Origin of the sequence: Lacinutrix sp. WUR7 (assembly GCF_016864015.1) — a bacterium.
Lineage (GTDB): Bacteria > Bacteroidota > Bacteroidia > Flavobacteriales > Flavobacteriaceae > Oceanihabitans.
Genome location: NZ_CP045067.1, coordinates 2,508,115 through 2,524,124 on the forward strand (window position 1 = coordinate 2,508,115; position 16,010 = coordinate 2,524,124).

Here is a 16,010-nt window from a genome sequence, read left to right on the forward strand (position 1 = left end):
AAACCAAAGGTAATATTTTAAGCAGACAATTTTTGTATTATTTTACTTTTAGTAGCTTTTTCACCATTGGTTTATCAAAAACTTGAGGAAATAGTTCTTCAATAATAAAAGCATATTCTTGATTATTACGAACTGCATTTTTTAAATGAAATGTACCTTTTTCCGTTTCATGTTGTAGAAAGTATAAACCACCAAGTCGGTATTCTAATTCTGCATTTTCTGGGTGAAATTCTGCAGCTTGCAAAAAGTTATAAATAGCAGCTTCTTGCTCACCAAGTTTTAAAAGGATATCTCCACGAGCAATCCAAGTATCGACTTCGTAATTACCTAATTTTAAAGCTTTTTTATAACCGCGTTCTGCTTCTTCTAAAAAGTTTAAACGATGGTTAATTTTTGCATAAAGCTTCCAATAAACAACATTTTCTGTGTCAATATTTATCGCTTTATTGATATAATATAAGGCTTTATTGTAGTTTTTCTTTTTGTTATAAAACTTAGTAATAGCAATCCAACCTTTGTCTAATAAAGGATCTTCATGTACTGTTTTATAAAAATATTGTACTGCTAAATCGTCCTTTCCTAGTTTTTCATAGCATTGTGCAATACGTAAAAGAGCAAAGGAAGTAGGATCGTCTAATTGTAAAGATAAGGTGTAGCTTTCTATGGCTTCTTCAAACCTTTTTAATTTTTCTAGAACTTTTCCTTTTTCCAAATATGCACCAACAAAAGTATCATCAGATATAATTGCAAAGTCATAAGCAGCAAGTGCTTTTGTGTAATCTTTAATCGTATAATATTGCTTTCCTAGTTGATGCCATGCAACCTCGCAATAAGGATTCGTGTTTAAATATTCAATTAAATATTCTATAGCTTCTTCATTCTGATCTAGAAAATCGAAACAATAAATCATATTATATAGTGCAGAGTAATCTTCAAGATCTTGATCTAAACACTTCATGAAGTTTTGTTTCGCCTCTTCAAATTTATCTAAAAACAGATATTCCATACCTATTAAAGAGTATAAATCTGTGGTGTCATCTGCAAATTCTAATGCACTTATTAATACATCCACTGCTTTTGCGTGGTTGTCTTGTTTAGAAAAGATGTTTGCTTTCTGAATATAAATTTCTTCGTTTTGTGGTTCTAGATTGTGAAGCTCATTTAAGAGCTTATCTGCTTTGGTAAGTTCATTTTCAAATATATATACTTCTACTTTAAACAATCTTAAATTTACAGAAGTAGGATGCTGCTCTAAACCTAATTTGATGGCTTTTTTTGCTAATGCAACCTTACCTTGATTAAGATAATGATGTATAATATTCTCGAACTCCTCTGAATCGAAAAACAACACGTTGTTTGTTTTTAACATCGATTCAAATTTTGTAAGCGGTAAATTGTTGTTGTCGTTTTGACTAAACTCCATAGGCAATTGTATAGTTCTACTATAATAAATGTACTATTCTAAACAGTTAATACGTGGTAATCCTTTAAATGTTTTTAACAAAGTAATGAACAGCAATGATTTTGTTGTTTAGAGTTGAATAATAGTAGGTTATAAGGTGTTATTTCGGTTTTATACTATCTAAAATAGCAATAATAATGCCACATCCTTCTATTATTTCTTGGTTAGAAATGGTTAATGGAGGTGTAATTCGGATTGCCTTTTGCTCAAAAAGCAACCAAAATAATATTAAACCAGCGTCTTGAGAACGTAAAATAACTTGATTTGTTATTTCTGCGGAAGGAGTTAGTACAGCAAGCATTAAGCCTTTTCCTCTAATTTCTGTAATTAACGGATGTACTAAATGCTTTCTAAAAAGGGCTTCTTTTTCTAAGGTTTGGTCAATTAAATTACTTTCTGTCACTTCTTTTAAAGTTGCTAAAGCAGCAGCAGCAATAACAGGATGCCCACCAAAAGTAGTAATGTGGCCAAGTTTCGGATTGTCTTGTAGTAAATCCATAAGCGCTGATGAAGTGGTAAATGCACCTATTGGCATGCCACCACCAAGACCTTTTCCGGTAACTAAAATATCTGGAGTACAGTTGTAGTTTTGAAAACCGAAAAGCTTTCCTGTACGCCCAATTCCTGGTTGTATTTCGTCTAAAATTAAAAGTGCACCAACTTCTTTACAACGTGTTTCAACCTTTTGTAAGTAATTGTTTGTTGGTTCTATAAAACCTGCACCACCTTGAATGGTTTCTAAAATAACACAGGCCGTTTTTGTGGTAATTTGTTGTAAATCTTTTTCGTTATTAAAACCAATAAAAGAAACATCTGGAAGTAACGGTCTGAATGCTTGTTTGCGTTCTTCAAAACCCATAACACTCATAGAACCCATGGTGTTACCGTGGTATGCTTTTTTTGCAGCAATAATTTGACTTCTTCCTGTAGCTCGTTTTGCCAATTTTAAAGCACCTTCAATGGCTTCCGTTCCAGAATTTGTTAAATATGTTTTTTCTAAAGATTTTGGTAAATGCTTTGCTATTAACTTGGTAAGCTCTACTGCAGGTTTCTGAATGTATTCCCCATAAACCATGACATGCAAATAACTATCTATTTGTTCTTTTAGTGCAGCAACTACTTTTGGATGTCTATGTCCAAGTGTACAAGCAGAAACTCCTGCTACAAAATCTAAATATGCTTTTTGGTTTGCGTCATAAATGTACGATCCTTCTGCATGAGAAATTTCCATGGCTAAAGGATGCGTAGAAGTTTGCGCTTGATATGTTAAAAAATCTTCTTTAATGACTAATCTTTTTTAGGTTCTATTAACTGTGGTTTTGCTTTTTGTACAGCAGGAGCAGGAGCCATAGCTCTTTTTGCTATGTTCTTTTTAGGTAGATTTCTAGATGCTTTTGGACTAGTAACCGGTGTCTTAGATTTTTTTGCTTCCGACTGATCTGCTTTTTCCATTCGTTCTAACATGGCATCGTCAAAGAAATCTTCTTGAGGCACATAGTCTTCTAATCCTTTAATTATTGGTAGGTTTAATGGAGGGTCGTCGCTAAAGAGATCTTCCACATTTTTAGGTCTTTCTTCTTCTCTCCAATTAAAACCTCTAAGTTTTCTTACGTTTTTGGGAAATTCAGATTCCGGATAAGTTTTTCCGTCTACTTGTCTGATTTTTCGGAGTTCATCAATGTCTCCATTAGAAAATAGCATCATAATACTTCCCGATTTAGACTTGTCAATTCCTACTAATTCGTTTTTTTCATTTCTAGCAAAATAAATAGACTCCGCATTTTTGTTAATGTCTACCTGTTTTAGAGTGTTGTCTTCATCAAAAAGGCCAATAAGTATTTTTCCAACAATTTGATTATAACCTGCACCAAGTGTGTCTTTACTAATAATGAAAGCATTATCAAAAACTATAAGAGAATCTAATTTTTCCGTTTTCGGATTCGATTTTATTTGAATAGTATCACCAGTCATTTGGTTACCAAGATTCCATAGAATAGGTTGTCTTTTGGTTACAAATGCTTCGTTTAATTTTACATTAGTTAAGTTGATAAGCTGTGTTAATCCTGTTTGATGATTTACATGAATAGAATCTGCTTTTCCGCTCATGTCTGTTTTAAAAAACTTAGCATTTTTATACGCTCTTGTAATTCTTTTTTCCGCCTTACCTGTAACCATTAAAGTGTCTGCATGCATGTAGACAGAATCATTTTCTTGTACCGAAATAGCTAAAGCGTGTTTGGTTATAAAAACGGAATCTTTGAGTTTGTAAATTTCTGCATAATGCCCTTTTACAATACTATTGTTTATGGTGTCTGTAACTTTTATGTTATTGGTTGCAGAAGCAAAACTTCGGTTGTTATCAAAGTACATGCTATCTCCTTCAAAAATACGATTTTCATAATCTATTCTTGATTTTTTCACAGCGTAACCTTGTTTGGTTTCGGTATTGAAAAAACCTTTTTCGCAGTAGATTTTACTCTCTTCAGTAACAATAGTGGAAGGTCCATAAAGAAATGCATGACCAGTTTCGGTGAAAAAATCCAAGCGTTCGGTATCAATAGTGTAATCCGGATTTACCAGTTTTACATTTTTTACAAATTGGTACTTTTTTGCATTCATATAATAACGACCAATTTGACTGGTAATCGTTCCTGAAGAATCTCGCACTACTTTTCCGCCACTTTTATAAAACGATTGTTGTTTTGCGCGATCAAAATACAAGGTGTCTGTGGTTAAGGTAGAAGCTGGTTCTTTTAATATAACATCGCCACTCGCAAATGCAAGCTTGGTTTTTCCGCTGTATTCTACATATTTAGAAGTCATATTAATACTGTCTCCTTGTATCATTTTTACGTTTCCGTAGGCTTCCACAAAATTATCGTTGGAGTAGAGTAGTGCTTGGTCGCACCACATATCTACACCTTCATGTATAATATGAATTTGACTAGAATCGTCACGTGTCATAATTTTTAAACCAGGAGTGTCTTCTTCTTTAAATTCAAGAAATCCAGAGTATTTAATTTCTATCTGCTGTTGTTGCGCTTGTGCGAAAGCAAAAGAGAAAAATAGTAATAATGTATATATGTGTTTTACCTTCAAAATCTATAATTTGTGGTAAAAATAACTATTATTATGATGTGTTATTGCAGATTAAGATATTTTTAATACTAAAAAAACCTGTCAGAAGAATTTCTTGACAGGTTTTTGTTTGTTATAAGAGATTGCTTCGCAATGATGTTACTACATATAAATTGTCTGCACTCTATCTGGCCCAACAGAAACCACATGAATAGGGATTTCTAATTCTTTTTCAAGAAAAGCGATATAGTCATTCAATTCTTTTGGGAATTGTGCTTTATCTGTCATTTTTGTTAAATCTTCCTTCCAACCTTTAAAATCGGTATAAATTGGTTGTAGATTTTCTGGTTCTATATTATAAGGTAAATGTGTAATCGTTTCTCCTTTGTATTTATATGCTGTACAAATTTTAAGGGTTTTAAAACCAGAAAGTACATCACCTTTCATCATCATTAATTTGGTAACACCATTAACTTGACAAGCATATTTAAGAGCAACTAAATCTAACCAACCACAACGTCTTGCTCTTCCTGTAACTGCTCCAAATTCATGACCAATTCTTGCCATGTCTTCTCCAACGGTATCAAAAAGTTCGGTTGGGAAAGGACCAGAACCAACTCTGGTTGTATATGCTTTAAAAATACCATATACATCACCAATTTGATTTGGTGCAACACCTAAACCTGTACAAGCTCCAGCTGCTGTAGTATTACTTGAAGTAACAAAAGGATACGTACCAAAATCAATATCTAAAAGAGAACCTTGTGCTCCTTCTGCAAGAATGGTTTTTCCTGCTTTTTGTGCTTGGTATAAATATTCTTCCGAATCTATAAATTGTAATTCTTTTAAAACTTTAACAGATTCAAAGAATTCTGCTTCCATTTCTTCTAAATCGTATTGCACATCTACATTGTAAAAGGCAATCATTGCTTCATGCTTATTCGCTAAAGCTCTGTATTTTTCTTTCCAATCACTAAGTTCTAAATCCCCAACACGAATTCCGTTTCTACCGGTTTTATCCATATATGTTGGACCAATTCCTTTTAAGGTAGAACCAATTTTTGCTTTTCCTTTAGATGCTTCACTTGCTGCATCTAATAATCTGTGCGTTGGTAAAATGACGTGTGCTTTTCTAGAAATAATAAGTTTGGTTTTGTAGTCTAGATTAAATTGATCTAAACCTTCAAGTTCTTTAGCAAAAACTACAGGGTCTATTACAACTCCGTTACCAATTACATTGATAGATTCGTCGTGAAAAATTCCGGAAGGAATCGTTCTTAAAACGTGTTTAATGCCATCAAATTCTAAAGTATGTCCTGCGTTTGGACCACCTTGAAAACGTGCAATAATATTGTAGTTAGCGGTTAAAACATCGACAATTTTTCCTTTGCCTTCATCTCCCCATTGTAAACCTAGTAGTAAATCTACTGCCATTATAATTTAGTTATTTAGTTGCTTTTTTTGTACCGTAAAAGTAAAGTGAATGGTTCGTGATTTCAATATCAAAAACTTCTTCTATTGTTTTTTTAATAGATTGAATTCTTGGATCACAAAACTCAATGACTTCACCTGTATCTGTAAGGATAACGTGATCGTGTTGCTTATCAAAATAAGATTTTTCATAGTGTGCTTGGCTTTGCCCAAATTGGTGCTTTCTTACCAATGCACATTCTAGAAGTAATTCTATTGTATTATACAGAGTTGCTCTACTAACACGATATTTTTTATTTTTCATGTTTAGGTACAGCGACTCAATGTCAAAATGCACATCACTATTATAAATCTCTTGAAGAATCGCGTAACGCTCTGGCGTTTTACGATGTCCTTTGCTTTCAAGAAATTTAGTAAAGACATTCTTTACAATTTCCTGGTTTTTTGTATCTGTTTTTACACTCATAATTTCGGCGTAAATTTACACTTTTTATACTCTTTTAACCTTATCAATTCCATTAATTTTTTTAAGGTTATCCATAAGTTTTGTTAATAAGTTTTTGTTTTTCACTACGACATTTATTTTTCCTGAAAAGATGCCGTCATCACTTTGAAAACTTATGCTTTTCATATTAACGTGCATATTAGAAGATATCATTTTAGTTATGTTATTTACTAAACCTAAATTATCGATACCTGAAAGTATGATTTGTGCTGAAAAATCTTGTTGGCTAGAATCTATCCATTTGGCAGGTAAAATTCTATATGCATAGTTGGATTGCATGCTTACCGCATTAGGACAATTCTTTTTATGTACTTTAATTCCTTCGTTTATAGTCAAGAATCCAAAAACAGAATCTCCAGGAATTGGGTTACAGCAAACCGCTAATTTATAGTCTAGCTTTTCTTCCTCTTTACCAAAAACAAGTAAATCGTATTTGTTTGTAATTTCGTCTTTTTCAATCTCTTCTTTAGTTAACGGAACTTTTCTAGAAATTTTATTCTTTATATAACTAACAAAAGCATTACTTCTAGACGAAGCGTATTCCTTTAGCATGATGTTATCTATAGCGCCAGAACCAACACGATAAAATAAGTCTAAACTTGTTTTCAGTTTAAAATGACTTACCATTTCGTTTATAGAATTTTCATTTAAAGTGATTTTGAGCTGTTTTAGTTTTCGTCTTAAAATCTCTTTTCCCTCTTCGGCAACAAGTTTTGTGCTTTCTTTTAGGGCGGTTTTTATTTTACTTCTAGCTCTTGCTGTGGTGGCGTAGTCTAACCAGTTCGGATTCGGTTTCGCACTTTCCGAAGTTAATATATCTACTTGATCCCCACTTTTTAATTCGTGGCTTAATGGAACCAGTTTCCCATTTACCTTGGCACCTCTCGTTTTCATACCAACTTCGGTATGAATACTAAAGGCAAAATCTAAAGGAGTTGCACCTTTTGGTAAGGATTTTAAGTCTCCTTGTGGCGTAAAGACAAAAATTTCTTTTGAGTATAAGTTGAGTTTAAATTGCTCTACAAAATCTACTGCATTTGCGCCATGATTTTCTAGTGCCTCTTGTAGTCTGTTTATCCAAGTTTCTAAGCTATCTTCTTTTTCTTCTTTGTTTTTATATTTATAATGTGCAGCATATCCTTTTTCTGCAATTTCATTCATGCGTTCACTACGGATTTGCACTTCTACCCAGCGTCCTTTTGGTCCCATTACCGTAATGTGTAATGCTTCGTAACCAGTAGATTTGGGAGAGGAAATCCAATCGCGAAGTCGTGTAGGGTTTGGTCTAAAATGATCGGTTACTATGGAATAGATTTTCCAAGCTAGAAATTTTTCGTTTTCCGGATCACTTTTATAAATAATACGAACTGCAAACTTATCGTACACTTCATCAAAAGAAACACCTTGATTCACTATTTTTCTTCGAATGGAAAAAATAGATTTTGGCCTTCCTTTGATATCGTAATTGAGGTTTTCTTTATCTAGAGAATTTTTTATAACATCATTAAATTCTTTGATATAGATATCTTGATCTTCTTTGCTTTCTTTCATTTTAAGCAAAATATCATTATACACTTCCGGTTCGGTGTATTTTAAACCAAGATCTTCCAGTTCGGTTTTAATATTATATAGTCCGATTCTATGTGCTAAAGGAGCGTAAATATAAAGGGTTTCGCTAGCAATTTTCACCTGTTTGTCTGGTCGCATAGACTCCATAGTCTGCATATTATGCAACCTATCTGCTATTTTGATAATGATAACACGAACATCATCATTAAGTGTGAGTAGCATTTTTCTAAAGTTCTCTGCTTGCATAGAAACATCCATGTCTTTATTAAGCGAAGAAATTTTTGTGAGTCCGTCTACAATTTTTGCTACCGTTTCACCAAAAAGCTGTTCGATATCTTGAATAGAATAGTCTTCGTTATCTTCAACCACGTCATGAAGCAGCGCTGCAGCAATAGATGTTGCATCTAATCCAATTTCTTGTGCTACAATTTTAGCAACAGCAATGGGATGGAAAATATAAGCTTCACCAGATTTTCTGCGCTGATCTTTGTGTGCGTCTACAGCAACTTCAAAGGCCTTTCGGATTAGTTTTTTATCTTCAGTACTAAGCGTTCTGTAGCTTACCTTAAGCAGTTCTTTATATGCTTTGGTAATGGCTGCGTTTTCTTTTTCTATTTCTACATCTGTCATAAGTATTAAAAATAGTACAAAGAAAATTAATGCACAACCCTTTTTTGTTTAAAGTTGCATGAAATGTAATAAGAAGAAATTATTTTCTCAAATTCTGAATTCTCTTTAATAAAGAAGGATGGGAATAATGCATAAATTCATATGCTTTATGTGGCGTTAAATTACTTAAGCTATTTTTAGATAGTTTTTTAAGGGAAGTAATTAATGGTTCGGCTTTGTAGGTGTTTTTTGCATAATCATCTGCTTGGTATTCAAACTTTCGGGAAAACCAATTCATTAATAAACCTGTGATTTCGGAAAGCGGACTATATAAAATTCCGAAAGCAATTAATCCAATATGAAAACTAGGAGTAGCTACGCCTAAAGCTTGTGATAGTATTGGTTTTGAAATAAATAAGGAAAGTATAAAAAGGGTAAAACCGGTTAGTAAAACGGAAGCAACCAAATTAAATATTATATGTTTCTTTTTGTAATGACCAACCTCATGCGCAAGCACAGCAACTATTTCTTCTTCGTCTAAATCGTTAATAAGTGTGTCATATAAAGTGACGCGTTTTTCGCTACCAAATCCGGAGAAATATGCATTTGCTTTGGTGCTTCGTTTGGAGCCGTCAATAACAAAAATTTTGTCTAGTGTAAATCCTACCGTTTTTGCATAGGCTGAGATTTTATCGCGAAGACTTCCATCTTCTAATGGCGTTTGTTTGTTGAAAAGTGGTACAATGAGTTTGGCGTAGAACATATTCATAAAAACTGTGAAAGCAGTAACTAAAGCCCAAGCATACAGCCAAAAGTGGTTGCCTGTGGTTTCATAAAACCAAATTATTGCAGATAGAATAAGGCTGCCAACAATCGCCATCATGAACCATCCTTTTATTTTGTCGAACCAAAAGGTCTTTTTTGTGGTTTTGTTGAATCCGAATTTCTCCTCAATAACAAAAGTCTGGTAATAACTAAAAGGGGTGGTGAGTATATCGCTTCCTATCATAATTATTCCGAAGAAAATTAATGCAACTACAATTGGGTTTTCAGAATAACTTCTAGCAATATTATCGATAGCTTCAAAACCATCAAAAATTAAAAAACCTAGTGTTAATATTATAGAGAACGTAGAAGTTAAAATTCCGAATGTATAATTCGTTTTCTTGTAATCCTGCGATTTATTGTATTCAGAGGCATCATAAACATCTTGTAGCTCTTCTGGAACTTTATCCTTATAATGTTTAGCGTTTAATGCGTCTAGCGTTTTATCGATAATAAAATCGATAATTAAAATAGCAAGGATAATATAGAAAAGTGTAGTAGGTGTCATGATTAATTTATGAAAGTGTTAAAATAGAAACTATTTGTCATACTGAGCGCAGTCGAAGTACTTATTTGTCTTTATATTTATAATGCGTAGCATTTCTGCATTCCGATAAAATTTGAAGTCTGTTAAAATCGCTAGCTATTAAAGCTTCTTTTTTAGCACGAGTCCATTTTTTAATTTTCTTTTCGAAATAAATAGGGTGTAAAACATCACCAAACGCTTCATTGAATTTTATTTCTAAAGGCCTTCTTTTAAACGTATAGCAATCGCGGTATTTTCCATAAGAATGTTCTTTTAAGCGTTTATCTAAATTACTAGTAATTCCGGTATAATAGGAATTGTCAGCACATTTTAGAATGTAAACATAGTAGAACATAATGATGTATTAATGGCCTTCGACTGCGCTCAGGCTGACATTTAGGAGCATTTACATTTTATTTAAAATTCCGCTGTCTTTTCGCTTCAAAAATCAATATTCCAGCAGCAACCGAAACATTCATAGAATCTATTTCTCCTTGCATAGGGATTTTAATATTTTGTTTGGAGGCTTTTCGCCAAGCATCGCTTAATCCATCTGCTTCTGTACCAACCACAATTGCTGATGCATTGGTGTAATTTTGTTCGTGATAATTTACTGCCTCTTGCAAAATAGCACTATAAATGGCTATGTTGTTTTGGTTTAAAAAAGTAATGATTTCATCGGTAGATCCTGTCGCAATTTGGTTTGTAAATAAACAACCAACACTAGAGCGAATGATATTTGGATTGTATAAATCGGTTTTCGGATTTGCAATAATTACAGCATCTACATTTGCAGCATCTGCAGTACGTAAAATAGCGCCAATATTCCCTGGTTTTTCTGGCGCTTCCGCAATTAGAAGTAAAGGGTTTGGGGTGTTAAATTGTAGACTTTCAATACTGTGTAGTTTGTTTTTGGCAATAGCAATAATACCTTCCGTAGTACTTCTATGCGCTAATTTTTGGTATACCTCTTTAGATACTTCTATAACTTCTGCAGCACCAATTTTTAACGTATCTAAGGCTACTTCAGAAAACAACTCGGGATAGAACAAAATAGTTGTTATTTCATACTTTCCTTTAATCGCTAATGAAATTTCCCGTTCGCCTTCAATTAAAAACAACCTAGATTGTTTTCTGTTTTTAGACTTATCTTTTAAAAGGACAAGTTCTTTTATGTAAGAATTTTGTGTACTTGTTATTTGTTTGAAATCCATTAATTTGCCTATATTGTAAGCACAAATTTACACTATTATGAATAAAAAATTACTTTTATTACTACTTACCGTTTTATTTAGTTTCAATCATTATTCGCAATCTTCTTATATTTCACAAGAGTTGGATTGTAGTACAGGTTGTTCTGACCTTACGGTTGATTTTCCGCTAATTCAGGAAACTTCAAATTATACGGTAGATATTATTCCTTTTAATCCGCCATCCAGTTTTAATGGTTTAGATTTCGGAACTGCTTTATATTTAGATGATTCATGGAGTGGTATTCTTAATCTTCCATTTGATTTTTCATTTTATGGGGATACGTATAGTGACCTAATAGTTGGAGGTAATGGTGTTGTTTCATTTGATACTTCTAAGGCTAATGGTTTTAATGGTTGGTTGTTTTCTGAGACTTTACCAAATAATACGAATACGGCATTGAGTGATGCTAATATTTTTGGTGCAGCACATGATATGGATGCTAGTGTTAATGGCGAAATTGCTTACGAGGTTAAAGGTACGGCTCCTTTTAGAGTCTTTGTAGTTAGTTTTTTGGATATGGCACATTATTCTTGTAATGATTTAAGAACAACGCAAATGATTGTGCTGCATGAAACCACAAATGTTGTTGAAGTATTCCTTTTAAACAAACCATTTTGTGGTGCTTGGAATAATGGAAATGCAGTTGTAGGGATTCAAAACCCTGCAGGTACACAAGCGGTGGTTCCTCCAGGAAGAAATACAGGAATTTGGGAGGCGAATATTGAGGCTTGGCGTTTTAGCCCTACCGGAGGAAATAATACAGGAAATGTATATACATGGTATGATAATTCTAATCAGTTTGTAAGTAATGATGCTAGTATTAATGTTTGTCCTACAGAGGATGAAGTGTACACTGCTGAAATAACCTATTACGATCCAAATGGTTTTGAATCGAATACCATACTAGAAGATGTTATGCTGACTAACAGTTTGATAGGACAAGATCCAGAAAACATGGAGGTTTGTAGACCTTATGAGTTTGATGTAGATTTTAATTTAACAACGCAAACAAATGTAATTACTGGAGGATCTACTTGTAGTATTGTTACGTATTATGAAAGTTTAGTAGATGCAGAAAATGCAACAAATGCTATTGCATATACAAGCAATTATAATAGCTATACTAGTAATCCATTTACTATATATGCTAGAGTGGAAAATAATATTTCTGGAAACTTTGAAATTACTGATTTTGATTTAATAGTAAATGCTAAACCAGATTTAGGTGATGCAGATCTTATAGAATGTGGAACGAACGGAGGATTTGCAACATTTAATTTAACAGAAATGAATAATGAAGTAGCCTGGGAAAATCCAGATTATATGGTTGCTTACTATGCATCTTTGAATGATGCGGAATATGAGATAAATCAGCTACCAGATGTTTATGAGAATATAGTTGAAAACTTACAATATGTTTATGCTAGAGTAAATGGTTTAACAGATGAATGTTATAGTATAGTGCAATGCTATTTATTTGTAGATAATGGTTTAGATTTAAGCGGTATTGGTGATGCAGTACAATGTGGATATAACGACGTTGCATCCTTTGATTTAGTGGCACATATAGACCAACAAATAAATGGAGGTTCGGACGTAGAGTTAACTTTTTACCTAACTCCAGAAGATGCAGAAAATAATACAAATAGTATTGTGACTGCAGATAATTATACCAACATTAGCAACCCGCAAACTGTTTTTGTAAGAGGAACAAATCTTATTACAGGTTGCAATTCCATAGCACCTTTCCAATTAGTAGTGACTACAACACCTACAAGTCTTAATCCTTTGGTGTCCTGTGAAACAGATGGTGATGGTATTAACGTTTTTGATTTAACAGTAATTGAATCTCAATTTATAAATGAATCAATTACCTATTATGAATCCTTAACAGATGCTGAGGACCAAGTAAATGAAATTGCAGATCCTACCAGTTATACTAATATTACAAATGCACAAACAATATATGTGAGTGTAAATTATGAGAATTCTTCCTGTTCCAGTATTTTATACTTAACCATTTTGGTAAGTGAAGCTGTTATAGCAACACAACCAACACCTTTAGTAGCCTGTGGTATAAATGATGAAGCAACCTTTAATCTAGATTTAAAAACGAACGAGATCTTGGGAGGATTAGATCCCAACAACACTTCGGTATCTTATTACACAACTTTAGAACAAGCACAAGATGGAGCAGGAATTATCTATCCTACAAGTGACTATGTGAATACAACAAATCCACAAACCATTTATGTTAGAGTGGAATCAAATGTGCCGGAATGTGCAGATATTGTAGAACTAGAATTACTTGTAGAAAGCTGTCCTTCTACAGTAGATATAGCTGTAGATTGTGCTTCTGGAGAAGTAGTAAACCAAACCTATTGTTATATCAATGAAGATACTACACAGTTTGTTTTCACTAGTACTGATGGATTGCCACTAGTTGTTGTTTTCAATTCTGGAACGACAGAGAACAACTATGATGCCGTGGTAATTACAGATACCGATGGTACTATTTTATATGAAGGTTATGGTGATAATGGGGATTTAACAGGTTTAGTCTTCACGTCTTCGGGTGATTCTATAACGGTAGGCGTGACTTCAGATGGTTCTGTTATTAGTTGTACTAATGATCCGTGGGATTTTGACGTAACTTGTCTAGATACATCTGCGCTTCCAAATTGTGATGCTTCACTTATAGAACCTTTAAATGAAGCTATTGCTGTAGATTTAGATACAGACTTAAGTTGGAACGCTGCAACAATAGTGGTAACTGGATATACCTTATATGTGGGAACAACTCCAGGAGCAACAAACGTTTTAGATGGTGTGGATGTTGGGAATGTATTAACCTTCGAACCTGGAATGTTAACGTATGAAACCACATATTATGTTACTATTGTACCTTATAATGATAATGGTCCAGCAACAGATTGTACGGAAGAAAGTTTTACAACCAAGAATGATCCTAATCAAATTATAGATTGTGCTTCAGGAGAAACCATAAATCAAACCTATTGCTATACGAATAATGACACTTCACAGTTTCTTTTTTCTAGTACAGATGGGTCGCAAGTAGTTATTGTTTTTAATTCTGGAACGACAGAGAATTCCTATGATGAACTAGTAATAACAGATTCCGATGGCACTATTTTATATGAAGGTTATGGAAATGTTGGTGATTTATCAGGTTTAATATTTACGTCTTCGGGCGACTCTATAACGGTAGGTGTGACTTCAGATGGTTCTGTTACTAGTTGTGCTAATAATCCTTGGGATTTTACCGCGTCTTGTGCTGGAACACTAGGGTTAATAGAAGTTAATGCTTTTATGGATGAAAATTCTAATGCTATTTTTGATGCTTCCGAATTTAACTTTACCGAAGGGGAGTTTTCTTATGAAGTTAATAATGATGGTGTTTTAAATTATGTACATGCTTCCACAGGACATTTTACAATTCCGAATTTTGCAGATACAAATACCTATGATATTAGCTTTACAATCTATGAAGGTTATGGCGGTTGTTTAAGTCAGACTTTTACTTTAATGGAAGATGTTTCCGTAACAGGAGGTGAAACGCTTCAAATCGATTTTCCTATAACCGCAATTCAAAACTGTGATGATGTAGGTGTTTATTTAATATCTAATGTGCCACCAAGACCTGGAATAGTATACAATAACACTTTAATTATTGAAAACTTAGGAAGTACAACAACTTCTGGTACTGTAGCGTTTACATACGATGCAACAGTTACACTAAATAATGTGTATAATGTAGATTCAGGAAACACAATAACAAATACAGCTACAGGGTTTATTTTAAACTTTAATAATTTAATGCCTGGTAATAACGAGCTGGTAAATATTGAAATGAACATTCCTACAAACTTGAATATTGGAGATTTTGTTACAAATATGGCTGTATATACTGTAGAGGATATCGATATTAGTAATAACGAATCTGTACTAACCCAAGAAGTGGTGAACTCCTATGATCCTAATAATAAATTTGAATCACACGGACCAGAAATTAAGTTGGAAGATTTTACAAATGAAGACTATTTGTATTACACGATTAATTTTCAAAACCTAGGTACTGCCGAAGCTTTAGATATTAGAGTAGAAGATGTTTTAGATGCACAGTTAGATGCTAGTACTTTTAAAATGTTATATGCAAGTCATGATTATATGGTAACGCGAGTAGACAACAATTTAACTTGGCAATTTGAGGACATTAATTTACCTAGCGAAAGTATGGATGAGCCAAACAGTCATGGTTTTGTGTACTTTAGAATAAAACCATTAGCTGGTTACCAAGACGGAGATATAATTCCTAATGTTGCAGATATCTATTTCGATTTTAATCCTGCAATTACGACAAATACTTTTGAGAGTGAATTTGTTACCACGCTTTCTGTAGGCGAATTTTCTGCAATTAGTTATTCTATGTACCCTAATCCAGCAAATAACATGGTTAATATTCAATTTAATAACGCTGTAGCGGAAGATGTTTTAGTTAGCATCTATAATGTGCAAGGTAAATTAGTAAGTAAACCAAGTACTGTTTCTCAGGAAAATAAGATTACTTTTAATGTGTCTAGTTTATCACAAGGAATGTATTTTGTAGAGCTGAAAAGTAAAACTTTTAAAATGGTAGAAAAACTAATTATTGATTAAGTATATACGTTAAATTTAAGTTATAAAAGCTTCCGTTAAACGGAAGCTTTTTTTGTAATGTTTATTTTCGCTTT

10 protein-coding genes are annotated in these 16,010 nt (G+C 33.2%); 1 reads left to right on the forward strand and 9 read right to left on the reverse strand.

Annotated elements, in window-relative coordinates; genetic code table 11:
• Window positions 1–37: 37 nt before the first annotated feature.
• The 9 genes from FG167_RS10865 to FG167_RS10905 all read right to left on the reverse strand — a co-directional run bounded on the left by FG167_RS10865 (window position 38) and on the right by FG167_RS10905 (window position 11,219).
• The gene (locus FG167_RS10865; RefSeq protein ID WP_203458299.1) at window positions 38–1,423 is read right to left on the reverse strand and encodes a lipopolysaccharide assembly protein LapB; all 1,386 of its coding nucleotides are present in this window, start codon (window positions 1,421–1,423) and stop codon (window positions 38–40) included.
• Between the two features lie 139 nt (window positions 1,424–1,562).
• Window positions 1,563–2,747, reverse strand: a complete 1,185-nt coding sequence (locus FG167_RS10870) for an aspartate aminotransferase family protein (protein ID WP_203461099.1) — start codon at window positions 2,745–2,747, stop codon at window positions 1,563–1,565.
• A 2-nt stretch (window positions 2,748–2,749) separates the two neighbouring features.
• A complete protein-coding gene (locus FG167_RS10875; RefSeq protein WP_370568378.1) occupies window positions 2,750–4,561 on the reverse strand; it encodes an OstA-like protein in 1,812 nt (603 codons plus the stop codon).
• Window positions 4,562–4,702: 141 nt separating this feature from the next.
• The gene (locus FG167_RS10880) at window positions 4,703–5,974 is read right to left on the reverse strand and encodes an adenylosuccinate synthase (RefSeq protein WP_203458300.1); all 1,272 of its coding nucleotides are present in this window, start codon (window positions 5,972–5,974) and stop codon (window positions 4,703–4,705) included.
• 10 nt (window positions 5,975–5,984) lie between these two features.
• Complete coding sequence (locus FG167_RS10885; protein ID WP_055445421.1) at window positions 5,985–6,437, reverse strand: Fur family transcriptional regulator; 453 nt, start codon at window positions 6,435–6,437, stop codon at window positions 5,985–5,987.
• Window positions 6,438–6,461: 24 nt separating this feature from the next.
• Complete coding sequence (locus FG167_RS10890) at window positions 6,462–8,675, reverse strand: bifunctional (p)ppGpp synthetase/guanosine-3',5'-bis(diphosphate) 3'-pyrophosphohydrolase (protein ID WP_203458301.1); 2,214 nt, start codon at window positions 8,673–8,675, stop codon at window positions 6,462–6,464.
• Window positions 8,676–8,754: 79 nt separating this feature from the next.
• Window positions 8,755–9,987 carry a M48 family metallopeptidase gene (locus FG167_RS10895; protein WP_203458302.1) on the reverse strand — a complete coding sequence of 411 codons (1,233 nt, stop codon included), beginning with the start codon at window positions 9,985–9,987 and terminating at the stop codon, window positions 8,755–8,757.
• A gap of 61 nt (window positions 9,988–10,048) precedes the next feature.
• Window positions 10,049–10,360, reverse strand: a complete 312-nt coding sequence (locus FG167_RS10900) for a GIY-YIG nuclease family protein (protein WP_370568379.1) — start codon at window positions 10,358–10,360, stop codon at window positions 10,049–10,051.
• Window positions 10,361–10,418: 58 nt separating this feature from the next.
• On the reverse strand, window positions 10,419–11,219 hold the full coding sequence (locus tag FG167_RS10905; protein WP_203458303.1) for an RNA methyltransferase: 801 nt from the start codon (window positions 11,217–11,219) through the stop codon (window positions 10,419–10,421).
• A gap of 37 nt (window positions 11,220–11,256) precedes the next feature.
• Here FG167_RS10905 and FG167_RS10910 point away from each other — a divergent pair, with 37 nt between their 5' ends.
• Window positions 11,257–15,936, forward strand: coding sequence for a T9SS type A sorting domain-containing protein (locus FG167_RS10910; RefSeq protein ID WP_203458304.1), 4,680 nt, complete (start codon window positions 11,257–11,259; stop codon window positions 15,934–15,936).
• Window positions 15,937–16,010: the final 74 nt, after the last annotated feature.